The 25,396-nt window shown below is 41.9% G+C and carries 16 protein-coding genes and 1 pseudogene; 3 read left to right on the top strand and 14 right to left on the bottom strand.

From position 1 onward, the window contains the following. Positions 1 to 72: 72 nt before the first annotated feature. Complete coding sequence (gene fraD, locus ACR5KR_RS06875) at positions 73 to 1,080, bottom strand: septal junction protein FraD (RefSeq protein WP_448265934.1); 1,008 nt, start codon at positions 1,078 to 1,080, stop codon at positions 73 to 75. 60 nt (positions 1,081 to 1,140) lie between these two features. Further along, complete coding sequence (gene fraC, locus ACR5KR_RS06870) at positions 1,141 to 1,680, bottom strand: filament integrity protein FraC (RefSeq protein WP_445627196.1); 540 nt, start codon at positions 1,678 to 1,680, stop codon at positions 1,141 to 1,143. A gap of 238 nt (positions 1,681 to 1,918) precedes the next feature. Here fraC and ACR5KR_RS06865 point away from each other — a divergent pair, with 238 nt between their 5' ends. Further along, on the top strand, positions 1,919 to 3,055 hold the full coding sequence (locus tag ACR5KR_RS06865) for a cob(I)yrinic acid a,c-diamide adenosyltransferase (RefSeq protein ID WP_448265933.1): 1,137 nt from the start codon (positions 1,919 to 1,921) through the stop codon (positions 3,053 to 3,055). A gap of 194 nt (positions 3,056 to 3,249) precedes the next feature. On the opposite strand, the gene ACR5KR_RS06860 is transcribed toward ACR5KR_RS06865, so the two are convergent. The 3 genes and pseudogenes from ACR5KR_RS06860 to ACR5KR_RS06850 form a co-directional block, all read right to left on the bottom strand. After that, entirely contained in the window at positions 3,250 to 4,218 is a 969-nt protein-coding gene (locus ACR5KR_RS06860; RefSeq protein WP_448265932.1) for a diguanylate cyclase domain-containing protein, read from the bottom strand. Next, a complete protein-coding gene (locus ACR5KR_RS06855; RefSeq protein ID WP_448265931.1) occupies positions 4,215 to 8,504 on the bottom strand; it encodes a PAS domain S-box protein in 4,290 nt (1,429 codons plus the stop codon). Before ACR5KR_RS06855 ends, ACR5KR_RS06860 begins: the two co-directional genes overlap by 4 nt. A gap of 734 nt (positions 8,505 to 9,238) precedes the next feature. Further along, positions 9,239 to 9,477, bottom strand: a pseudogene (locus ACR5KR_RS06850) (hypothetical protein). 597 nt (positions 9,478 to 10,074) lie between these two features. On the opposite strand from ACR5KR_RS06850, the gene ACR5KR_RS06845 reads away from it, so the two are divergent. Beyond that, positions 10,075 to 11,085 carry a cyanophycin synthetase gene (locus tag ACR5KR_RS06845; RefSeq protein WP_445627199.1) on the top strand — a complete coding sequence of 337 codons (1,011 nt, stop codon included), beginning with the start codon at positions 10,075 to 10,077 and terminating at the stop codon, positions 11,083 to 11,085. 65 nt (positions 11,086 to 11,150) lie between these two features. Here the strand turns inward: ACR5KR_RS06845 and ACR5KR_RS06840 are convergent, their stop codons facing one another. From ACR5KR_RS06840 to gatB, 8 genes are all read right to left on the bottom strand, one after another. Further along, positions 11,151 to 11,501 carry a hypothetical protein gene (locus ACR5KR_RS06840; protein WP_445627200.1) on the bottom strand — a complete coding sequence of 117 codons (351 nt, stop codon included), beginning with the start codon at positions 11,499 to 11,501 and terminating at the stop codon, positions 11,151 to 11,153. A 664-nt stretch (positions 11,502 to 12,165) separates the two neighbouring features. Next, positions 12,166 to 12,648 (bottom strand): YbjN domain-containing protein, encoded by a 483-nt coding sequence (locus tag ACR5KR_RS06835; RefSeq protein WP_445627201.1) that lies wholly within the window; start codon positions 12,646 to 12,648, stop codon positions 12,166 to 12,168. Between the two features lie 151 nt (positions 12,649 to 12,799). Continuing rightward, positions 12,800 to 13,657, bottom strand: coding sequence for a nitrate ABC transporter ATP-binding protein (locus ACR5KR_RS06830; protein ID WP_445627202.1), 858 nt, complete (start codon positions 13,655 to 13,657; stop codon positions 12,800 to 12,802). Between the two features lie 477 nt (positions 13,658 to 14,134). Next, a complete protein-coding gene (locus ACR5KR_RS06825) occupies positions 14,135 to 16,135 on the bottom strand; it encodes a nitrate ABC transporter ATP-binding protein (protein ID WP_445627204.1) in 2,001 nt (666 codons plus the stop codon). 220 nt (positions 16,136 to 16,355) lie between these two features. Further along, complete coding sequence (ntrB, locus tag ACR5KR_RS06820) at positions 16,356 to 17,195, bottom strand: nitrate ABC transporter permease (RefSeq protein ID WP_448265930.1); 840 nt, start codon at positions 17,193 to 17,195, stop codon at positions 16,356 to 16,358. 133 nt (positions 17,196 to 17,328) lie between these two features. Next, positions 17,329 to 18,711 (bottom strand): CmpA/NrtA family ABC transporter substrate-binding protein, encoded by a 1,383-nt coding sequence (locus ACR5KR_RS06815; protein ID WP_448265929.1) that lies wholly within the window; start codon positions 18,709 to 18,711, stop codon positions 17,329 to 17,331. Positions 18,712 to 19,434: 723 nt separating this feature from the next. Next, positions 19,435 to 20,697: a bifunctional ornithine acetyltransferase/N-acetylglutamate synthase gene (gene argJ, locus ACR5KR_RS06810; protein ID WP_448265928.1), complete on the bottom strand. Its 1,263-nt coding sequence runs from the start codon at positions 20,695 to 20,697 to the stop codon at positions 19,435 to 19,437. A 656-nt stretch (positions 20,698 to 21,353) separates the two neighbouring features. Then, positions 21,354 to 22,829 (bottom strand): Asp-tRNA(Asn)/Glu-tRNA(Gln) amidotransferase subunit GatB, encoded by a 1,476-nt coding sequence (gatB, locus tag ACR5KR_RS06805; protein ID WP_448265927.1) that lies wholly within the window; start codon positions 22,827 to 22,829, stop codon positions 21,354 to 21,356. A 129-nt stretch (positions 22,830 to 22,958) separates the two neighbouring features. Between gatB and ACR5KR_RS06800 the strand changes: the two genes are divergently transcribed. After that, entirely contained in the window at positions 22,959 to 23,363 is a 405-nt protein-coding gene (locus ACR5KR_RS06800; RefSeq protein ID WP_448265926.1) for a hypothetical protein, read from the top strand. 498 nt (positions 23,364 to 23,861) lie between these two features. Here the strand turns inward: ACR5KR_RS06800 and purH are convergent, their stop codons facing one another. Next, complete coding sequence (gene purH, locus ACR5KR_RS06795) at positions 23,862 to 25,382, bottom strand: bifunctional phosphoribosylaminoimidazolecarboxamide formyltransferase/IMP cyclohydrolase (RefSeq protein ID WP_448265925.1); 1,521 nt, start codon at positions 25,380 to 25,382, stop codon at positions 23,862 to 23,864. Positions 25,383 to 25,396: the final 14 nt, after the last annotated feature.

Here is a 25,396-nt window from a genome sequence, read left to right as displayed (position 1 = left end):
AGCCGTTGGCGCAGCCTCTCGTAGAGAAGTGCTGCCCCCTGCCCCCTGCTCCCTACTCCGCTACCCCACTCGTCACTGCTGCGGAGGCGGTGAACCAGCAATTAATTTACTGGCGCGATCGCATTCGATTTCTGCAACTGTAATCTTATTCTCGGAATTAGTAGCTGTTGCAACTGGTTCAATGCGACAAGATTTTTTTAAGTAATAGCCTCGTGGGTTAGAACTTGGGCCTATCCAAATACTTAATAAATCTAATATATATCCAGACTTTGTATTAGCTACACGCGGCTCAACGCGCCATAGTTCCTTCTCTTCATATTTACTCAGGTTCTTTTTAATGATTTCCCTACCCAGATTTCCTACCCGCTGTTTCGCATCTAGCAACCATTTTTCTACTTCTGACCAAGGTCTTTGGGCTATTTGATCTACTACTATTGGTTGAAGTCTCTGGAGAATGACAACGCCGTTTCGGGGAATTTTTACTAATTCTTCTGTTCTAGGAACAAAGGTACTATGTTTAAAAGTATCTGCCTGCAAACTGGGATATTGTCGTAACCAATTATCCGTCACAAAGTGAAACTGAATCCAGCAACTTAGCAGCATACTACTAGCAACCAAAATTATGATTCTTTGGCGATCTTGTGGTTTAGGAATGCGAGCTTTTGCATCAGTATCATTTCCTTCAATAAACTCTGGTATTGCCGTAATTAGTGCTGAAATTGTCGGCCAAAAAACAATTGTTCTGGGTGTAATTACATCTCGTTGATCTCCAAATGCAAAAACACTCACTAAGAATCCAGTGATTACTGCCCCGACTGGCATAAAAGTACCAGGAACCCTCAAAGGATCTTCAGTTGTATACCAAGCTGTGCCGGCAATTAAAAATAACCAACCGAAAAAGGCAATTATATCTTTGATATAACCTGTAGCACAATATGAAAGTACCCAAGAAAAAATACTCAAATAAATAAATGTCTGCCAAGAATAAGCTTTGGGTGGAACTAATATTTTTCTAATTCCTGCATAAAGCCCTTCAACAAATTTAAAAGCCCCAAAGAAATCTTTTAGTAGCGTATTCATATTCCTCCGTACACCTGATTAATCAATATTTTTCCTCTGAAATAAACAAGTAGTTTATTGCTATTTTGAACGAAATAATAAAATAATAGTTATTGCAGTATAGCTTAGAGAATTTGCTATTAGTACCGTAGTAACCAAATTAGTATTTTGGAAATTCAGAGTGATAAAACGACGCCGTTGCAAGCGCTGAGATGTTTTAGGTTCTTCTTCCTTTGTCACAAATGATTCATTTAATGAGAATAACAAGACCCTTAAAATGAAAAATTTCATCAAAAACGTAGTAAAAAAAATTATACAAGCAGTTAAAATAATAAAAGGTTGTGTGTTCGTCGATTTGAAATTATTAAAAAATACATAGTTAATTAATTCTGATTTCACCTGTATTGGTAACATTGGTTCTGATACAAAAAATATGAACCAACCAATTACGCTAGAAAACAGATTGATAGAAATTGCATAAAAAGTACTGGTTTTTTTGTCAAATTTTAGTCGAGAATGCAAAACATAAGCTTCGATGGGGATAGCAATCAGTACAAATAAAAAGTCAAACAGAAATCCACCAATGGGAAAAACCCTGGGAAGCATCCAATTGTCAAGCATAAATGTTTAAGGGTAAGGGTTAACTGTAGTGAGTATAACTGGGATAGTAAGGGTGATGGGGGAAATTATCCCATTGTTCTTGTCCTTTACTATGCGAGTGTGCCAGTATTCCTCTATTGAGATTGTTAATAGATCGAACTAACCCTTGTACAGAGGCGTTAGAGGGGCAGTTTCTCTACCTGAGAGTACAAGAGGTTAGGTAAGATTAAAGACTGCCATAGTTATAGCTTTTCCAGAGATGACAAGGAACGGTATTGGAATTCGGACGGCGCAAGTACGTCAAGAACGGCTTATTGGTCAAATTCACGTCTACGATGGTCTGGGTAAAGGTAAATCTCAAGCGGCTTTGGGGGTGGTTTTGCGCTCCATTGGCTTGGGAATAAATATGCCTAGCAATTCTAATCGTGTTTTACTGCTGCGATTTTTAAAAGGGCCAGAACGTGATTATGACGAAGATGGCGCGATCGCAGCTTTACAGCGCGGGTTTCCCCATTTAATTGACCAGGTTCGCACCGGGAGAGCCGAATTTTTTGGCCCGGAGGCAATTACCACTTTTGACCGAGATGAAGCAATGCGGGGTTGGGATGTGGCCAAAGGTGCGATTGCTAGTGGTTTATATTCAGTTGTCGTCTTAGATGAAATTAACCCAGTTCTGGATTTGGGTTTGCTACCAGTGGATGAAGTCGTAAAGACATTAAAATCTAAACCCCAAGAGTTGGAAATCATCGCCACTGGACGCGCCGCACCGCAAAAATTGCTCGATATTGCAGATTTGCACTCAGAAATGAAACCTCATCACCACCCAACAGCCAAAGCCCTCTTCCTGGAAGGGATTGAAATTTATACTGGTGCTGGTAAAGGTAAATCTACTAGTGCTTTGGGCAAAGCCTTACAGGCAATTGGTAGAGGAATTAACCATCCAGGGTCTACCCGTGTATTGATTATGCAGTGGCTTAAAGGTGGTACTGGCTACACAGAAGACGCCGCGATCGCCGCTTTGCAGCAGTCGTATCCAGAAGTGGTAGATCATCAGCGTTGCGGTGGAGATGCGATCGTCTGGCGAAATTCCCGGCAAGAATTAGATTATGTAGAAGCCGAACGAGGTTGGGAAATTGCCAAAGTTGCGATCGCCTCTGGATTGTATAAAACTATTATTCTCGATGAACTCAATCCCACCGTTGACTTAGAATTACTCCCCGTAGAACCCATTGTCCAAGCTTTACTCCGCAAACCCCGCGACACCGAAATTATTATCACTGGCCGCTGCCAAAATCCACCCGCGTACTTTGATTTGGCTAGCGTCCACTCAGAGGTTTATTGCCACAAACACTATGCTAATCAAGGTGTAGAACTTAAACGAGGTGTAGATTTTTAAATGGGGAATGAGGGAATGGGGAATGGGGAATGGGGAATGGGGAATGGGGAATGGGGCATTGGGCGAAACAGTTGCGAGTTCCGAGTAAATAAGTGAGTGAGATTCACAACTCAGCACGGGCTAAACGCCCCGCTTCCGCTAACAGCACTGAGCACTCCTGAAGGGCATTGGGCAGATAACTGAATGTTGACACATTAGCGTAAATTTGTACTTTCGGGTAGTAGAATATTTTGCACAAAGCGATCGCGTCCTGTTGCCTTTGCTTGATATAACGCTCGATCGGCTGCGGCAATCATTTCTTCTAAATCAGAATCTGGCTGAGGAATTTCTGTTGTAAACCCAACACTAATAGTTACATGAGAACTAACTTGGGAATTTTGATGAGGAATTGCTAATGTTTGGACAGCACGACAAATTTGGTCGGCAACATGAGTCGCCCCCTCGGTGTCTGTGTTTGGTAAAATCACAGCAAATTCTTCCCCACCATAACGGGCAACTAAATCTCCGGGACGTTTAATAATGTCTTTGATAGCTTGGGCAATTTTCTGAAGACAGCGATCGCCTACCCGATGACCATAGGTATCATTATATAATTTGAAAAAATCAACATCGCAAAGAATCAGAGAAAGCGGACGTTGCTCGCGTTTTAGACGCTGCCACTCTTGGGAAAAATACTCTTCAAACCGTCGGCGATTGGCTACTTGAGTTAATCCATCGATAGTAACTAATCGCTGCAATTCCAGATTTACGGCTTCTAGTTTTTGCTGTAACTGAGATTGCTGAATCAAGCGTTTTACCCGTTGTCGCAAAACTGGCCAGTGAATCGGTTTGGTAACAAAATCCATTGCTCCCACTGCAAATGCACGGTCAACTGACTCTTGATCTTCAAGTCCTGTAATCATTAAAACTGGAGTATGCTTGTTATAATCCAGAAGTTCCAACTGAGTGCAACACTCGAATCCATCCATATCCGGCATTATGGCATCAAGGAGTACTATATCAGGGTGCAGTTGGTTAAAAAGATTTATTGCCTCTATGCCATTTTGAGCTTCCACTATTTGATAGCCTTCCCGCTCTAAGAAATGCCGCAGTATCAAGCGAATAAAAGGTTCATCATCAACAATTAAAACTAAAGATTGGCTTTCTTGAACAGTGGCTTTCATAGTGCTTCCTTCGCGAGTTCTTTTTCTAAGGCAGTTTTAACTTGTTCATATTCCTGATACAGTAGTGAAAGTAATTCTAAATTGTTTTCTAAGTTACTGCTGCGTGCCTGTACTTCTAACACCTTGCAAACTTGTGCCAAGGCGATCGCTCCAATAGAAGCGCTGCTGGACTTGAGTTTGTGTGCTGTCTTCCATATAGTTTGGATATCCTGACTTGCGATCGCTGTGCTGATATGTTGCACTAGTCTGGCTGTCTCTGTAAGATAACACTCAATTAGTTCAGCAAATGCCACACGATCTCCTCTAAGCATAAGCTGCAAGGATTGGAGGATTTTGGCATCAATTTTGGTACTTTTTAATGTCTGGTTTTGCCCTGATAGTAAGATATTTAACGAAGGTTGCAATTCTGGGCGCATTACTTCCCCTTGTTGTTCGATGGAAGTGAATTCAAAATTTCTTTGGGGTGGACATTTGCTGAGTGCCTGAGCTAACTCTTGTAGTTGAATGGGTTTGCTAATGTAGTCATCCATACCAGCGGCAAGACAAAGTTGGCGATCGCCCCGCATGGCATTGGCAGTTATGGCGATGATATGGGGACGAAAACCTATCCCCCATTCTTGACAGATTCTCCGAGTTGCTTCTAAACCATCCATTTTGGGCATCTGAACATCCATCAACACTACGTCAAATCGCTGTTTTTGCAGAGCTGCGATCGCTTCTAGCCCATTGCTGACGACCTCTGCGCCATAACCTATTTTCTGTAGCATCAATAGAGCAACTTTCTGATTAACAACCGTGTCCTCTGCCAAAAGAATTCGCAGTGGCAGTCGATGACCCAAATGCCGATCTACCAAAGGAAAATGAGAAATACTGTTGAGGATCGGCTGATTTCCCAAAACACGAGTCATAACATCGTAGAGTTGAGAGTGTTTGATGGGTTTACTCAAAGAAGCAGCAAACTCGACATCATTAAAGTCAGAAGAAGTTTCTACTTTCGCTAAAGAGGTCATAATTACCAAAGGCAGATTTTGACAACCAGATTGCTTGCGGATTTGACGAGCTAGGTTTATGCCATCCATTTCTGGCATCTGCATATCTAAAATAGCTATATCAAACTGCGTTCCCTGAGCAAGTTTAACTAAAGCTTCTTTTCCAGATTTGGCAGCATAAGTTTCCATCTTCCAAGACTCAGCTTGCAAGCTAAGAATTTGGCGATTGGTTAGATTATCATCCACAATCAATAGTCGCTTGGATGCAAGCAGGGTTGAAGTGCTTACAGCTTGTTCTGGTTGAGCAGCCACTTTGGTAATAATGGTGAAATAAAATGTTGAACCTGGTGAAGAGTCAGGAAATGATAATAATTTTCTCTTATCCCATCTAGGGCTAGAATTACCACCAACAAACCCCTGGCTTTCTACCCAAAGAGTGCCGCCCATCATCTTACTGAGCCGCTTACTAATCGCCAATCCTAGCCCTGTGCCACCGTATCGTCGAGTCATGGAGACATCAGCCTGAGTGAAAGGTTGAAATAATCGCTCTATTTTCTCTGGTGCGATGCCAATACCTGTATCTTTGATTGCAAATTGAATTTCGTAGAGAAGTTGTTCTTTTTCAACAGGTATCGGGGATTGGGCATAAGAGGCAGAGGGGCAGAGGGGCAGAGGAGCAGAGGGGAAAGACTTACTGCTACTTCTTCTCCTGTGCTCCCCTGCTCCCCTGCTCCCCTGCTCCCCTGCTCCCCTGCTCCCCTGCTCCCCTGCTCCCCTGCTCCCCTGCTCCCCTGCCTCCCCTGCTCCCCTGCTCCCCAGTTCAACAGAGAGTAATACTTCTCCAGTTTCGGTAAACTTGATAGCATTATTGAGAAGATTCATCAAAACTTGGCGCAGACGAGTCAAATCACCGACGATCTCAATGGGAACTTGGGGCTGGATCAGATAAACTAGTTCGATATCCTTTTGGGCAGCTTTCGGAGCTAAAAAGGAAATAGCCTCCTCCACACAAGCTCTCAAATTAAAAGGCTGTTCTTCTAATTCCAGTTTGCCCGATTCAATTTTGGAGAAATCTAGAATATCGTTAATGATGGTAAGTAAAGTATCTCCGCTACTGTGAACTATTTCCAGAAAGTCTTGCTGTTGAGGTGTAAGGTCAGTATCCAGCAATAGACCTGTCATGGCAATAACAGCATTCATTGGAGTCCGAATTTCATGGCTCATCATTGCCAAAAACTCACTTTTTGCCCGATTTGCAGCTTCTGCTTGACGTTTTGCCTGCTCCAAGGCAAAGTTTTTCAAAGTAAGTTCTTCACGTTGGCGTGTTTCTTGTTCCAGTAAGTGAGCTTGTGCTAGAGCAATACCTAGTTGAGCCGCCACCGCTTCTAGTAATTCGATTTCGTCTTGTGTCCATTGGCGAAAATAGCTGCATTGATGTAAACCGATCGCTCCATTGGGTTCTCCTTGATAGGAAGTGCGGATTGACAGCATAGACTTCAGCCCAATTTCTCGGCAGATAGGCTGAACCATTTGCAGTAAAGGCTCAACGTAGACATTTGGAGAAGCGATCGCATTTTCTTGGGCGATCATCTGCTCGGCATGAGGATTGTTAGTCATGGGAACTTCCAATTTCAATACAGAGCAGTAACCAGGGAGTGTATTATATTCTGCTACTAAAGGGATTTGTGGTGTGGGGTTACTAATGTAAGAGTGGATTAGACAGCGATCGGCTGCAAATGCTTGTCCAATTTGGGTAGCAGCCGTCTTAAAGATTTTGGTGGTGTCAAGGCTTTGACGAATTTCTTGAGTAATTTGTTCAAGTAGTAGGGTGCGATGCAATTGCCGTTGCAGTGCCTCTTTAGCTCGTTTGTGTTCGGTAATGTCGTGATTGATGCCGACAGTCGCAACAGTTTCCCCCTGTTCATCCTGTAGAGGGACTACGGTTGTTTCGCAAATTCCTTCACTGCCATCTTTGCGAATAAAGTGTATTTCCCCTGACCAGCGTCCTTGCTGGGTGACTGTTGACAAAATGTTGGCGCTTAATGTTGCGGCTACTTCCGGCTGATGCAAAATACTGGGATGTTTAGCTAAAACCTCAGCTTTGGTATAGCCAAACATACCTTCGGCAGCAGGATTCCAATCAATAATACTTCCAGTTAAATCTGTGATAATTACGCCATCATGCATATTTTCAAAGGTGAGGGCTTGCCGACGTAGATTGGCTTCGGCTTGCTTGCGTAAACAAAGCTCATTGTAGACATCGCTAATATCTCTCTGAATACCAATGAAGTGGCTTAACTCACCATTGTCATCATGAATCGGAGAAATACTCAATTCATTCCAAAACAAAGTACCGTCTTTGCGATAGTTGCGAAGAACAACTTTGCAACTTGTTCCAGTTTGAATAGATGAGCGCAATTCATTAAGTGCTGGTTGCTGGGTATCTGTGCGTTGCAAGAATCTACAGTTTTGCCCAATTACATCAGTAGCACTGTAGCCTGTTATTTGCTCAAAGGCAGGGTTGACGTAAATAATGGGATTGTAGGCGATTCTGGCATCGGCAATCATAATTCCATTACTGGTAGCGGCTAGTGCCCTCTCCCTCAGCCTCAAGGTTTCTTCAACCAGTTTCAAATCAGTAATGTCAAACATAAATCCCCTCAGCCCGATCGCAGTTCCGGCTTCCTCAACGACACTAACAATGTCTCGCAGCCAAACAACTCGCCCATCAGCAGCTAACATCCGATATTCCAATTCGTGATTTTCGCACCTAGCAGTTGCTTCTTGACAAAAACGAACAGAGTTTTCCAAGTCATCTGGATGCAGATGATTAACCCAAAAATTTTCCTCGTACCACTCTGCGATCGGATAATTTAGCAAATCTACCGCTTGTGGCCCTACGTAAATAAATCGCCAAGTTTTCAAGTCCAATTCCCAAGGGATGACTTTGACAGTTTCCACCAACTGTCGCAAACGATTTTCACTGGCGATCAGGGCAATTTCTACCTGTTTCTGTTCAAAAATCCTATGAGTTAACTCCTGATTGATTGCTGTTATTTGTTGGTTTCTTGCATTCATTGCCAAGGCAAAATAAATTGATAATGTCAGCGTGATAACAACTAATAACCCTGCAATCAATTCTAGTTGTGCTAATAACCTCGGATTTTGGATTAAAAGTCTCTGCCAGAGTAGGAATACAGAGATTGAGAAGAAAATCCCCAGCAACAGGGCAAGTAATTCTTGTTGACGAAAAAATCTCACAGCTTTGAACCAGTAATATCGGTGCTGTTTTTCCACTTATTAACTCTCTAGAATTTTCAGGGCTTATTGCACTAACTTTTACTTTTAAGTAATCTAAAATATCAGTAGCAAGGGGGAATTTACGGAATTTATTTTTAGTTAATATATCAAGATATTTATGTATTGCCCGAAAAACTTAATTATTTCTAATTATAATTACATTTATTTTGATACTAATTATTTATGAATACGCATAGTAAAAAATCCCACCACCTGCGGCACATCTCCTTGGTAAGGTTGGCAAGGGTCAAAACAATAGACCTGTTGGCAAAAGTGCTTTTTGCACTCTTGTAGGGAAAGGGGGAAAGGTTAAAGGGGAATGTTAATTCTATCCCTTTCCCCTTTAACCCTTAACCTTTACCCGATTTCTGCAAGAAATCTAATGTGCAGCTTCCTCGAAAATTAGTATGAGAACTGCTAATTTTTTGTAGTATGACCTCAACCTCACGTTAATTGAGATGGTAGAAGGTACTAGAAACCAAAAGATCCCCGACTTACTTCAAGAAGTTGGGGATCTAAGCCTCTGGCTGGAGAGCAAATTAAATATAGTGGTTCGCGCAAATTTTAAGTAGACTACGCCTGCGATCGCAAGAAAAGGGTAATGGAAATTCAAAACCAGATTGTAGAGACGCGATTTATCGCGTCTTGATTTATCGCGTTTTGAAAGACCAATAACCCTTAAACCAAGCATATTGGATTAAAAACAAGGGTTAATGCCATTTGCTTGTACTTTAAATTGCAGCTTCTTGGCGTTGACAATCAAAAACAACCATGTAGGAAGCATCTGGTATTTCTTGAGGAAGGTGCCGCATATAGCCATCGGCATCAGAACGGCTGCGGAAGCGAGCAACAATTTCCCGTTGCGTATTAGGAAGTTGACGAGCGATATCGCCCAAGAATTCAGGCGTTCTTTATACGCAATAGTTTGATTGTCTGATTGGGAAGTTTTGTTATCCGTATTTTCTGGCATAATTATCTTAACCGTATGAAGTTTAATGAAGGGCCTTAATTAGTTTCTAGGTAGGAATGCACCAACGCTTTTTTTAATGCTGCTGCCACCTTGTTATTCGATTATTAATAAATTGTCAACACTGAGCGCTATATTTTAGACCAATTAAGTTGAAATTTTCAGGTGGCAGTGAGTCTCAAAGCCTTAATTTGCAATTGTTTCCAGGACACAACAATGTTCAAACAGAAAGTTTGGCAATTTTTGGGTTTGCATTATTTGTATGTATACACATAAGTAAAGTCCGCATCAGTGGTAAAACAAACATTAATGTCTGAAAACATACTATTTACAAGTTGAAGAGAAAATAAATAATGTACGCACTCTTAATTTTTCTATAGTCTGATTAGTAAAGCTACATTGCAGGCATTTACATTTTTTATAGTTAGTTGAAAATAATTAAATTTTCAGAGTTTATTGAAATATTCAAAAATTAATTTTCCTTCAGTTTTTGACTAGAGTTTTAGGGACAAACAATAGTGCAATTGTTAAAATTGAAAATTCTTGACTAATTGTCACAAAATAGTTAAAATTTTTTCGACGAAATTCTAGTTATCGATAATGAAAACACCATTTTTAACATCAATAATTAAAAAAATAGCAACAGAAATAGAAGCAGCAGTTTTAATAGACCCAGAATGCACTTTTATGGGATTGATTACATTTAAAAACGGCAATAAAACATTTTTTCGTAATACCAGGTTTAGTATTAATTCTTTTGGTTCAGTAGCAATAGCTAAAGATAAAGCAGTTTCAAACTTTTTTCTGAATAAATTTGGCTATAAGGTTACTGAAGGGAAAACGTTTTTTAGTGACGAATTATGCGAAGAAATAGCTAATCCTAGAAATATAGATGCAGGATTTTATTATGCTCATGAGTTGGGATTTCCTGTAATTGTCAAGCCGATTAACCTTAGCCAAGGAATGTTTGTTACCAAGGTTCACAATAAGCAAGAATATTATCAAGTAGCTAAGAAAATCTTGCGAAAAGCCTCAGGATTTATTGTTGAGCGATTCTATAATGGCAATGATTATAGAATTGTAGTACTTGATGATAAAGTAGTTTCGGCATATCAAAGAATTCCTTTATTTATCATCGGAGATGGTCAATCTACTGTTTTGCAACTTATGGAACAGAAGCAAGAAACTTTTATCAAAAATGGTAGAAAAGAAATTATAGATTTTGAAGATTACAGAATCAAAAAAAACTTGCGAAGACGGAAGCTAAATTTTAGTAATGTTATACCTAAAAATAATATAGTCTATCTTTTAGAGAATGCAAATTTATCAACTGGAGGTGAGGCAATAGATTTCACTGACAATATCCATCCTGATTTTAAAAAATTAGCAGTAAATATTACAAAAGATATGGAATTGAGATTATCAGGTGTGGATATTCTTGCTAATGATATAACCTCACCAATGGAAGATTATACAATTATTGAAGTAAATGGCGCTCCTAGCTTAACTCACTATGCGTCATTTGGTGAAGTTCAGACGAAAAGAGTCGAAAATTTATATCTCCAAGTTCTCAAAATACTTGAAAACGAGAATAACAGAATAAATAATTGATTTTGATTGGAGGCGAAGCAGAGATTGCTCCCCTCCGGAATTCTTTTGCAATTCTAACGATTTCTTCACCACTCCTTATTTAATAGGGATTCAAATTCAGCTTGTAAGGCGGTTATATCCGCCAACCTTGTGACTAGTAAATTATCTTTACCAGCATCATTTAAACGCATTTTCCAATAACGAATACTGTCTGAGTTATTCAACCAAAACTTAATCACGGTATCTACCACTTGATCCAAATTCCAATCCCACTTGGCTGGAACTGATTCTACCGATTCTAAAAACGTATCTAACGTACACGTATGCATTCCCAAGTATTCCACACCTTGGTGGGGTGGTTTTTGCCCGTTTTGTTGTTGCTGATTAAAAAACTGCAAAAGTGGAGATATTCCTACAATATCAAAAGTGTATTTCATGCCACTACTCCCAATTTTATATTACTTACAGAAAATATTTAGTTTTTTCTATTTCTAAAATAATATCTGGAAAGGAACTAATGCATCTACAGAAAGTGCAGTTTTGGGCTATATCATAGGCGTTAAACTTCAGCGATAAATTAGCACTTACAAGCATTGAGTGCTAATATTTATTTGAGAGTTTGATTGATTACTAAAAAGTTTCAGGCATTAATTAAAGGATGCATATATCTTTAATAATTATTTAATTAGTTATGTTACGACTTGTAAAGCCTAGATTCTCCCTAACTCACCTTTTGAGGGCTGGTGATTAGCAATAAAGCGGCTGTGTAATGAAATCAGTAAGCCAACAGATAACCTGGACGCCATCGAGTCTGTCAAGCAAACTGCCATAATTTGAGCGATCGCACCCTAAATGCAGATGGGGTCAATTCAGCAGTCAGTTCTAAAAGTGTCACTTACTAGACTCGGCTTTTGATTGAAGCAGTGATACTATTTAGTTGTGTGAGGAGCAAGTTAAAAATAAAAAGCGCCTGGGGTGGAAACACGGCAACACTCCCAGGCGCTTTTTAATTGGTACACAGAAAAAAGTTTTTGCAGATTCTCCCAAACCGGATTGCTAGACATCGGATGTAGCAATAGCCCAATCAAAATCTAAAATTCCTTAAGCCGCACCAAATTCAGCTTGTAAGGCTTCATCGTTATTATCAGCGATCGTTGCCACAATGGTAATTAGCCGAGACACTTCGCCAGGAGATAACTCTGCTAAGGTGCGTGTCGATATTACAACCACTCGGTTTTCAATAATACCGAAACGCGCTTCAAAAGTACTAGAGCAGTTCAACTCCAAAAGATACCGCATCAACTTAGGTTCATCTTTGGCAGGTAAATTTAGCACCGCAGACCAAACCGTTATTGTGTCTTCATCGGTTGTCCCGTTGAGTTGGACAAATACTTCCACGCTTCCATACTTAAACTTCCAGAGATAACCACCCTCTGGAGTGTGGCTAACCATAGCACTATCATCTTGTTCCAAAGAGTCGATGACATTTTCAATTACCTCAACATGGTTAATGCTTGTCGTCTCGGCGATTAAATCACTAACGGATTCGTTATTACTAGTTAGGGTTTCTGGGTAGCTGGTCATACAGATTTTTTCTCAACATACTCGCTCTACACATACTTTATAACTTGTAGACGTAGTTGTAAGGGCAATCCATGAATTGCCCCTACTGATTGCATGGTTCTTCCGGCTACCATCTGGTACTATTTTGCAAAAATGAGAATGACGATCGCGCTCAACCTACGTCATCATGGGCAAAGCGGTTAAAGAGAAAGTCTAGGGCATAGTTACGCAATTGGTAGTATTGGGGATCTTCCATGATGCGGCTGCGATCGCGCGGACGAGAAAAGGGAATTTCCATAACTTCACCTATTTTCGCGTGGGGGCCGTTGGTCATCATCACCAATTTGTCTGCTAAAAATAGTGCCTCGTCGATGTCGTGGGTAATCATTAGCACTGTACAACGGTTATCGCCCCAAATTTTGAGCAATTCTTCCTGTAATTCTTCTTTGGTGATGGCATCTAGCGCCCCAAAAGGTTCATCTAAAATTAAGACTTTCGGACGAATCGCCAAAGCACGGGCGATAGAAACTCTTTGTCTCATCCCGCCGGACATTTGCATTGGTTTCTTTTCCATTGCATCAGCCAGTCCCACCATTGCTAGATGATCGCGGACGATCGCTCTTTTTTCAGCTTGTGGTTTATTTGGATAAACGGCGTTGACAGCTAAGTAGATATTTTCAAAAGCAGTTCGCCAAGGTAACAGGGCATAGTTTTGGAAGACAACCATTCTGTCTGGGCCTGGCTTAGTAATGGGTTCTCCTTCGAGTAACACTTGCCCGGAGGTGGGAAAGTTAAAACCGGATACCATATTTAACAGCGTCGATTTGCCACAGCCAGAGTGGCCGATGACACAAATAAACTCGCCCTGTTCGACGTTGAGGTTAACGCCGTCGAGTACAGTGAAGGGGCCTTTCTTTGTCGGATAAACTTTGGTAACGTCTTTAATTTCTAGGAAAGGTCTGCGGTTGGTGGTTGCACTGACGAATGGTTTTCCTAGTGTGCTTGTAGCTGTTGAGTTACGGTTTTGCATGGTATTTGGTATTTGGGGATTAAAAAGCAAATGTACGCGATGTGCAAATGAATATTCTGACTTCTCTCTAAATCTCTCTCCTAAAAGGAGAGAGACTTTGAATTTTCCCCCTACCCCTACAAGGGAAGGGGGTTAGGTCTTTTGTTGGTTTTTATACATGACGTGAAAAGTTAGATCGTTAATGGAGTTCAAAGCCTCATTAATGGAGTTCAGAGGTTCATTAATGGAGTTCAAAGCCTCATTAATGGAGTGCAAAGCCTCATTAACGGAGTTCAGAGGTTCATTAATGGAGTTCAAAGCCTCATTAATGGAGTTCAGAGGTTCATTAATGGAGTTCAAAGCCTCATTAACGGAGTCCAAAGCCTCATTAACTGAGTTCAGAGGTTCATTAATGGAGTTCAAAGCCTCATTAACGGAGTCCAAAGACTCGCACGTGATGTTTTACTTCTCCCACTCCCTCTTTCTCTCGCGATTTTTTTATGAGGCGAGTCTCCTTCTTGGTGCATCGAGAACAACTTCCGCGACTGAAAAATCACGTTTAATTTTCAAGCTGTTGAGATATGCGATCGGATCGTCGGCGTTAAAGGGAGTACCATCGAACAGTTGAATCGGTTGGCGAATATAGCTAATATCCAAACCTAATTCTCGTGCGGCGGTGCTGAAAACACGCACGCGACACACCCGTTCCACAACTTCTACCCAATTTCTGGGGAAGGGAGTGTCACCCCAACGCGCCAATTGACTCATAATCCAAATTTGTTCGGTACGGCTGGGGCGGTTAATGGCAGACTCAGAATAAAACTGGTGATGGGCATAGTCCCGCAACGGATGGTCTAAGTCACAGGTGAGATTATCTGGATCTTCGAGTTGAATGTATTCTAAATCAGTGCTGACATACTCTCGCCCTGCTAAAATTTGCCGAATTTCTTGGGCATTTTCGGGATTTGCACAATACACGCAAGCTTCTAACAAAGCTTTGGTTAAGGCAATATGCGTATTTGGATAATTTTCTGCCCAATCTTCCCGCACACCAAGAACTTTACCGGGGTGTCCCAGCCAAACTTCTAAATCGGTAGCAATAGTAAAGCCGACATTTTCCACAGCAGCGCGGTAGTTCCAAGGTTCGCCGACGCAGTAACCATCAATGCTTGCGGCTTTTAAGTCAGCTACCATCTGCGCTGGCGGAATGGTCTTCATGTCCACATCGCTATCGGGGTCAATTCCTCCAGCCGCTAGCCAGTAACGCAACAGCAAGTTGTGCATAGAAGCGGGATGCACTACCCCCATTGTGTGCCGTTGGTCGTGGGTAAGAATCAGGTGATTTCTGAAATCGGATAAGGTTTGTATGCCTTGGTCGTAAAAGCGTTTTGCTAAGGTGATGGCGTTACCGTTGCGAGTCATAGTGAGGGCGGTAACAACGGGCAGAGGTTGGTTATTATGTCCTCCCAAAGAAAGCCACATCGGCATCCCTGAAGGCATTTGAGCCGCATCCAAATAACCACCACTGATGCCATCTTCTATACCCCGCCAGCTACTTTCCCGTACCAGGTTAACTTCATCTAAACCATGTTTGAGAAAGAAGCCTTTTTCTTTAGCAACTGCTAAGGGGGCGCAAGCTGTCAGAGGTAAAAAGCCAATTTCTAAGTTAACTTTTTCTAATCCATGACGGGCAATGTCAGCAGTTTTCCGCGCCCGAATTTTCTTAATCCGTTTCTGCTGATTGAGGAAGTAAATCATCTCACTCCGCAAGCTGTAGTAGCTGGGATGTTCTACTACTTCCATCCGCTTGCGGGGTCTGGGAATATCCACTTCTAAAATGTCGCCGATTTTAGATTCGGGACCGTTGGTTAACATCACGATTCTGTCAGATAACAGCACGGCTTCATCGACATCATGTGTCACCATCACCGCAGTAACTTCATTTTCTTCGCAAATTTGCATGAGTTGTTCTTGCAAATTGCCGCGTGTGAGTGCATCCAATGCACCAAAGGGTTCATCTAGCAAGAGTAATTTGGGACGAATCGCTAAAGCGCGGGCGATCGCAACTCGCTGCTTTTGTCCACCTGATAACATTCCCGGCTGTTTGTCAGCATGGGGACGCAAACCCACCATATTAATATGTTTTTCGACAATGGCGTTGCGTTCGGCTGCGGGTGAACCTTTCATTACTGAGTCCACAGCCAGGGCAATATTTTCTCTTACCGTCCGCCAAGGTAATAACGAATAGTTTTGGAACACCACCATCCTGTCTGGGCCGGGTTTGGTGATTCTTTGCCCTTCAAGAGTGACAATACCTTCAGTTGGCAAATCCAAACCTGCAATCATATTTAAGAGTGTGGATTTACCGCAACCGGAGTGACCAATTAGAGAGACAAATTCTCCTTTTTTAATTTGGAGGTCGATTCCTTTGAGGGCGATATATTTGCCACCACCAGTTAATTCAAAAACTTTATCAATTTGGTCAACAGCTACAAACATAAGATATGTGGTATTTGATATTTGGGCATTGGGCACTTGTACTGAGCGAAGTCGAAGTATTGGGCATTGGGCATTGGGCACTTGTACTGAGCGAAGTCGAAGTATTGGGCATTGGGCATTGAAGATTAGAGATGATTGGGGATTAAGGATTGGAAAAATCTTTCTTAGTTCCCATGCCCTATGCCCCATTCCCTATTCCCCATTCCCCATTCCCCATTCACTATTTCTGTTCTGCTGGTAAAATCTTGTTTTGTAGCCAAGCCATCGCTTTATCTAGGAGCAACCCAACAACGCCGATATAAACTAGAGCTAAAATAACTTCGCTGACGTTGTTATTTTGATAGGCATCCCAGATAAAAAAGCCGATGCCGACAATACCGGACATGACGATTTCAGCAGCAATAATCGCTAACCAAGCTAAACCGATCGCAATTCTTAAGCCGGTAAAAATATAGGGTAATGCCGCCGGAATCAAAATATTAATGAAATATTCTTTGCGGCTAAGTTGCAGAACTTTGGCGACGTTGTTGTAATCTTGAGGAATTTGGGTAACGCCGACAGCAGTGTTAATTAAGATGGGCCAAATGGCGGTGATGAAAATTACGAATAAGGCTGCGGGTTCGTTTTGTCGTAAAGCTGCTAAAGAAATCGGAACCCAAGCTAGAGGTGGTACAGTCCGCAGTAATTGAAAGATGGGGTCTAAAGCTTTGGACATGGTTTTATTAACCCCAATCAAAATGCCTAAGCCAATACCAACGATCGCAGCTAGGGTATAACTGATAGCAACCCGTTGTAAACTAGCAAGAATCTGCCAAAATAGACCTTTATCAATGCCACCTCGGTCATAAAATGGCCAGAAAATTAGAATCCAAGTGTCTTGAATAACTTGTATTGGCCCTGGTAATGTGGCTCCCGGAATCCAAGCGAAGAGTTGCCAGATAATCAGGAAAATTGCGATCGCGATCGCTGGTGGTATCAGGTCAGGAAATTGCTTTTGCAGACTTGCTATAAAGCTATTATTAAATCTAGGGCTTGCAGGGCGTTTTTGGGCGAGTGTCATGATGCTGTGTTCTCCGCAAATTTTATTTTTTATTTGTTCTAGACGGGATGAATCTTTAGACGCGATGAATCTTTAGACGTGATGAATCTTTAGACGCGATGAATCGCGTCTCTACAATAGATGAATCGCGTCTCTAAATACTGACTTTTTTGATTTTCAAACTCTTCAAATATTCTTCTGGCTTTTCGGGGTCAAATTTGATGCCATCAAAAAACTGTTCTACACCACGGGATGTATTTGTGGGAATATCAGCAGCGGCAATTCCAGCTTCTTTAGCAGCTTCTTTCCAAATATCTTCGCGGTTGACTTTGTTGACCAGTTCCTTAGCTTTAGCAGCATTATTGGCAATGTAATCTTTTGGCAAGAATCCCCAACGAACATTTTCAGTGATAAACCATAAATCGTGACTCTTGTAAGGATAAGAAACATTACCTTTTTCATCTTTCCAGTAGTAAGCAGCCATTGATTTATCATCAATTTTGCGACCATCGCCCATGTCATATTTGCCTTGGTATGGATCTGCTAGAATTTCGGGTGAAGGAAGGTTGAAATAATTTCGTCCAGCGAGAAGTTCAGCCGCTTCTTTGCGATTATCAAAATTATCTAGCCACTGTTGGGCTTCCATAATTCCTTTTAAAATTGCTTTGGTAGCCTTGGGATTTTTATCAACCCAATCGCCTCTCATCGCGAGGTATTCTTCAGGATGATTTTTCCAAATTTCTGCGGTTAATGCTGCTAGGTAGCCAATTTTGTCTTGCACCAGGCGATAAGGCCAGGGGTCGCCTGTACTAAAGGCATCCATCGTTCCGGTTTTCATGTTGGCTACAGTTTGCGCTGCTGGTACTGTGAGCAATTTGACATCTGCATCTGGGTCTAAGCCACCTGCTGCTAACCAGTAGCGAATCCATAAATCTTGGTTGACGTGGGGAAAGGTAAATGCAGCTGTGAAGGGGGTTGAAGATTTTAATTCTTTAAATAAAGACTTAGAACTGGCGAGTTGTAAACTAATACCTTTGCCTTGGTGCTTGCTGGCGATCGCAATTCCATTTCCATGCGTAATTAACTGACATAATACATACATGGGAATTTTTTGATTGCCCTTGGTAATTAAACCTTCTGTAATTAAATGTGGCATTGGCATCTGCCATTGACCGCCATCTATACCACCACCGGCAGAACCAATTTCTACGTTATCTCTGGCTGCACCCCAAGAAGCTTGTTTGGAAAGGTCAACATTAGTCATGCCATACTTGGCAAAAAATCCTTTTTCTTTAGCAATAATTAAAGGAGCCGCTTCTACAATGGGAATATATCCTAACTTGACTGTAGTAGTTTCTGGTGTTTGTTCGGGACTAATATTAGCAACCGTTTGAGCAGTTGGCTGTACTTGGGTGCTTCCACCAGTCAGGTTTTCAGGAGGATTACCCAAACAGCCTTTGAGCAATACAGCACTCGCAGATACTCCGGCTGTGAAGATAAATTTGCGGCGAGAAATTTGATTAAAAAATTCTGTCATAAATATCTCCTGAAAACGTAAATGTTATTTTTTATAGCTATGACAATTTAGGCAAAAAACCTTGTGTTTCTTGCATCATTAATGATTAATCAAGCTATATTTGGCCAAGCGATCGCAGCCATTTCATGAATGAAATAGCTACCTATATAAGAACTCGGTTAAATTATTGGCTCTGCTTTTCTAGTGTGATGCAGAGGTATCATTCACCTTGTTGAAATCAGTTTACAGCCTTTGAAGCCGAAATTGTTAACTTGGAATCGAGATTATTAAACAAATATTAGATTGGATGTATAAGTAAAAATTTATCTATTATCCTCAACTATAGGAATAATTTTTAAGATATAAACTCTTATTTATGAAGACTATTGTGTTTACTTGATGATTGACTATCTTCACTTCTTTTGTAACTTAAATTTTAGTAGTTATTTGTCATATATAAGTTTTTATTTATTACAACCATTATGTTATCCCTATAATTTAACGTGAGTTCGACGGCTCTAAAAACCCCTCTCCAAACCTCTCCCACAGGGAGAGAGGCTTTGAAACCCTATTTTTTCGTTGTCAACTAAGAATATTTCTGCCCCTCTCCGCCTCGGAGAGGGGTTGGGGAGAGGTTCATCGAACTCACGTTAATTTAATACGGTTTTAATTAATGATTGCAAAACATCCTTGGCTAAAGACGCGATGAATCGCGTCTCTACAACGCAAATAATTGGGAGTAGTTCAGGTAGTGTATTCGGCGTTAATCTTCACATAGTCATAACTCAAATCACAACCCCAAGCTTTACCCACACCATAACCATTGCCAACATTAACGGAGATTAAAACCGTATCCTCTTCCAGATAAGCACCCGCAGCTGCTTTTTTCAAATAAGTACTTGCGGCTGCACGGTCAAATTGCAGAGGTTGTCCATTTTCTAACATTAAGAAATCCCCTAGCTTAATTTGCAGGTTTTCTTGCTCAAATGGCACACCTGCACGTCCGGCAGCGGCGGCGATGCGTCCCCAATTTGGATCGCGTCCAAAGATTGCAGATTTAACTAAGGATGAACCAGCGATGGTTTTAGCTATTTGTCGGGCTGAAAGTTCATTCTGCGCCCCTGTCACTTCCACTTCAATTAGACAGGTTGCACCTTCACCATCACGAGCGATCGCTTTGGCTAAATGCTGGCAAACTGCTGTTAACATTGCCTCTAATTTCTCTGCTTCTGCGCCCCATTCTATAATTGCTGGGGTGCGAGATTGACCGTTTGCCAAGGCAATTAAGCTGTCGTTGGTGCTGGTGTCACCATCCACGGTGATGGAATTAAAACTTCTATCAGCTGCCCTGGCTAACATCTGTTGCCAAAGGTGAGGCGAAACCACAGCATCACAAGTAACAAATGCCAACATGGTTGCCATATTGGGGTGAATCATGCCGGAACCTTTGGCAATGCCGCCAATTCTTACCGGGCGTTGGCGCAGCCCGCCGGAGGCATCGCTTATAGTTGTCTCTAAAGCAATAGATTTTGTCACCAAGTCTGTAGTGATAATCGCCCCAGCAGCAGCATCCGAACCTGTTGCTGATAGTGCTGCTACTACTTTGGGAATCCCACTTCGCAAAGCATCCATCTTAATTCTTTGACCAATTACACCAGTAGAAGCCAATAACACAGATTCAGACGAGATGTTTAGGGCTTGGGCTACTGCCAGAGCAGATTCTAGGGTATCAAGGTTGCCTTGAGTTCCTGTCGCGGCGTTTGCTTGTCCAGCGTTGCAGAGGATGGCACGAGCGCTTTGTTTGGCTTGCAAGCGTTGGCGACAATATTCTACACAGGCAGCTTTCACTTGGCTGGTGGTGAATACACCTGCTGCGATCGCTTCCACCTCGGAGAATATCAAAGCTAAATCTGGCAGCCCCGAAGGTTTCAACCCTGCGGTAATTCCTGCCGCCTGATACCCCCTTGGTGCTGTGATACCACCTGTGATTTTTTGCCAATCTGCCATCATTCTTCCTTACAACTATCTGGTTGGATAGGTCAATTTGTACTTTACAAAACTGCTGAGTTAGGAGTTACGAGTCAAGAGTTATTAGTTTCCCCACTCCCCACTCCCTTTTATTGTGAGTTTATTTGCTGATGGCAATAATAATGCACCAATTGGCGATTGGCATAATTGTTTTTACCTTTCTTATGACGAAAAACAAAAACAAAAAAAGGAGAGTTACTTGGGTTGCTCTGTAGATCGTTAGGATACATCTACTTACTAATCTCTCTAATTTACTTTTTAAGGGTTAATACTTATTTATTGAGATTATTTCTAAAAATTTTTGAACTTTATCCGTAAATACCACGAAAATAAAATAAAAAAGAGAGCTACTTAGGCAGCTCTCCAGATCATCAGGGTGCATCTACTTACCACAGCATATCATTTTACGTATGAGGGTTGTCACCAGTTTTTATATGAAGATTGTGTGAAGCAAGACCGGGAAAATACTTAGTTGGGGAATTGGGCATTGGGCGTGGAGAAGAGACAAGGTAGACAAGGTAGAAGGGGGAGACAAGGGAGAGAATTGTTCAATAATTCCCCCTTGTCCCCCTTGTCCCCCTTGTCTCCTCTGCCCCTCCTGCTTCCTCACCCAGCGAAGTTAGCTTGATAGATCGCTAGGCGTTCAGTTTTTTCTCGACCAATTCGTTAGTCAGCTTAGGATCGGCACGTTTGTCTGTTTTTTTGAGAACTTGTCCGACAAAGAAGCCTTTAAGGTTAGTGTTACCGTTGCGATACTTTTCTACTTCTTTGGAGTTGGCGGCTATGACTTCATCGACAATCGGTTCTAGTACACTAGGATCGGTAATTAACTCTTGTCCTGCAAAGGCTTTCTCAGGAGAAATACCACTGAGCAAATCTGGCAACTTTTGTTTAGCTTGAGCATTGCTAATTTTGCCGGTTTCAATGCGAGTGATAATATCTGCTAAATTGGTGGGAGTCAGTCCGATTTGAGTAATAGTGAGTTTTTGCTTATTCAGGTGGGCGGCAATATCTTGAGTAATCCAGTTGGCAGCAGCTTTGGCATTTGCTCCAGATGCGATCGCAGTTTCAAAATATTCGGCGATTGAACGATCTTCTGTCAACACTCGCGCATCGTAAGCGGAAAGCCCCAATTCGCTTTCATAATGATGGCGTTTTTGAGCTGGTAATTCTGGTAATTCGCTCCGCCACTTCTCTAATTGTTCATTTGACACCTCAATTGGTGCTAAATCTGGTTCGGGGAAGTAACGGTAATCGCTAGAACCTTCTTTTACCCGCATACTACTTGTACATTGAGCGCCTTCTTGCCACAGCCGAGTTTCTTGAATGATGCGATCGCCTGCTTCGATGGCGGCGATTTGGCGTTCAATTTCGTAGTCAATCGCCCGTTGGATGGCGCTAAAGGAGTTCATGTTTTTAATTTCTACCTTGGTGCCAAACTCCTTTCGTCCCACAGGACGCACGGAAATGTTGACATCGCACCGCAGAGATCCTTGTTCCATATTGCCGTCACTCACGCCGAGATACCGGACAATCCGACGCAACTCTTCGGCATATTCAGCCGCTTCTAGTCCAGAACGCAAATCGGGTTCGGAAACAATTTCTACTAATGGGATACCTGCGCGATTGTAATCTACCAAAGAATAGGCAGAACCAGAAAGGCGATCGCTACCAGCGTGTACCAATTTTCCCGCATCTTCTTCCATGTGCAGACGCGTAATACCAATGCGTTTGCGAGTCGGATTACCCTCAGCATCCACCAACTCAATTTCTAGCCAACCATGTTCTGCGATCGGTAGATCGTATTGAGAAATTTGGTAATTTTTGGGTAAATCTGGATAAAAATACTGCTTACGGTCAAATTTGCTATATTTAGCGATTTGACAATTTAGTGCCAAACCAGCTTTGACGGCGTATTCTAATACTTTTTGATTGAGTACAGGTAAGACCCCAGGTAAACCCATACAAACCGGGTCAATGTTAGTATTGGGGTCAGAGCCGAATGCCGTAGAGCTATTAGAGAAAATCTTGGTATTGGTACTCAGTTGACAATGGGTTTCTAAACCAATAATCGCTTCATACTCAGTTTTTACGTTCGTAGCAATGGTCATAATATCAATAATTTGGGCATAATCCTTGTAGTGGTACTATTGTAGCGGCGTATTGAGTTGCCCTGAAGACGGTTATTTGGGTGAGCAATGCTTACCTCTTGAGCTTGAAAAGGGAGAAGCACATCTAAGGTGAAGAAAATCTTAATCATTGGTTCTGGAGGTGCTGGTAAATCTACCCTAGCCCGCGAACTGGGAACCATCTTAGGTTTAGAAGTGATTCACTTGGATGCTTGGTACTGGAATCCTGGTTGGATTGAGACTCCAAAAACTGAATGGCAAAGCATAATTCAAGACCTAATCCGACGAGAATCTTGGATTATGGATGGTAACTATGGCGGTACTCTCGACCTTCGTTTGTCGGTTGCAGACACAGTAATTTTTTTGGATTTTCCTCGGCTTTTATGTTTATCGCGAGTGATTAAACGTCGTTTCATGTATGCACGACAATCGAGACCAGATATGGCGCGATTAACTTTAACAATATTCCTGTCTTTAACTGGAAATAAAAATATGAAATTATTTTGGAAGCGTTAATTTCTATAATTTCTATATACAAATTAAAAAATGCCTGGGAGTGTTGCCGTGTTTCCACCCCAGACATTTTTTATTCTTAACTTGCTCCTCACACACAAATAAACCATATCACTACTTCTATCAAATGGCAAGTATTTTGAGTGATATTTTCAAAACTGCACAAGCAATCCAATTTTTGACAAATTAAAAAGCGCTTGGGAGTGTTGCCGTGTTTCCACCCCAAACGCTTTTTATTTTTAACTTGCTCCTCACACACGACTCCAAAATATCACTGCTTATATCAAAAGGCAAGTATATTGAGTGACAATTCTAAAACCCCACAGAAAACCCAATTTTTGACAAATTAAAAAGCGCTTGGGAGTGTTGCCGTGTTTCCACCCCAGGCGCTTTTTATTTTTAACTTGCTCCTCACACACCATTAGATAATATCATTGCTTCAATTATAAAGAAAGTATTTAGTGTGACAGTTTGTAAACTGCACACCTAATAAGCAATGATTTAGTGTAAAAAGTGACGTACACCAGTTAAGACCATCAGTAAACCCAGTTCGTTAGCAGCAATGATAGAATCTTTATCGCGCAAACTTCCCCCTGGTTGGACAATGGCTGTAATTCCTGCGGCGGCGGCTGTTTTGACTGAATCATCAAAAGGGAAAAATCCATCGCTGGCGAGAGTTGCACCTTTGGCTTTATCTCCAGCTTGTTCTAGAGCTATTTTAACTGAGCCAACGCGGTTCATTTGACCAGCGCCTACTCCTAGTGTAGTGCGATCGCTTGTGACAACAATGGCATTAGATTTAACGTGTTTGCAAACTTTCCAAGCAAACAGCAACTCGGCTAATTCGCTGTCGCTGGGTTGACGTTCAGTCACAACTTGCCATTGACTAGTATCAGCAATGATATCATCGCTAGTCTGGACAAGGAAACCACCTGCGATCGCTTTCACTGTATCCTTAGGACCACTGCTCAAATCAGCTAGAGTCAAAACCCGCACGTTGGATTTCTTAGCCAGGATTTCTTGAGCTTCCGCGTCACAACTTGGTGCAACCACACACTCTAAAAATGTTTTCGTTAACTCGCTAGCCGTAGCCGCATCAATCGGACGGTTGAGTGCGACAATTCCACCGAAGGCAGAAGTAGAGTCAGCGTTAAAAGCTTTTTGATACGCTTCTGAAATAGTGTTTCCCAGTGCCGTACCACAGGGATTTGTATGTTTGATAATCGTTGCGGCTGGGGTATCAGTGAATTCAGCAATGATTCGGCGTGCGGCTTCTAAATCAACTAAGTTATTGTAACTGAGTTCTTTACCTTGCAGTTTCGTCGCGGCTGCCCATCCCGTTGGAGTAGTACCAGTTTGATACCAGGTGGCAGGTTGATGAGGATTCTCGCCGTAACGCAGAGATTGCAATTGTGTACCGCTAAGAGTGTACTGCTGTGCTTCTGCAAGGTAGGATGCGATCGCTTGGTCATAACTAGCAGTGTGCGAAAATCCTTTTAATGCTGCCTTTTGCCGAAACTCTAAAGATGCTTCGCCGTTATTTTGGCGTAATTCCTGCAAATACTCGTCATACTGTGCCGGATCGCATAATACAGCGAGATGGGCGAAGTTTTTCGATGATGCCCTTAACATAGCTGGGCCACCAATATCAATCTGTTCAACAGCTTCAGCTAATGTTACCCCAGGTTTAGCGATCGTTTCCTCAAAAGGATAAAGATTCACCACCACTAAATCAATCGGGCGAATTTGGTTATTTTCTAAATCTGTAATATCTTGGGGAACATCCCGCCGTGCCAAAATTCCGCCATGAATTCGGGGATGTAAGGTTTTGACTCGACCACCTAAAATTTCTGGCGAACCTGTATAATCAGCAACTTTGGTGACAGGGAGTCCCGCATCTTTGAGTGCTTGGGCTGTTCCCCCACTGCTGATTAAATCAAAGTCGAATTCTTCAACCAAGCTACGGGCGAGGTCAATTAAACCAGTTTTGTTAGATACACTCAGCAGGGCTAGACGCGCCATTGATTAATTCCTTA

It is taken from the genome of Nostoc sp. DSM 114159 (genome assembly GCF_053470285.1).
This window is presented reverse-complemented; position numbering and strand designations above follow the sequence as displayed.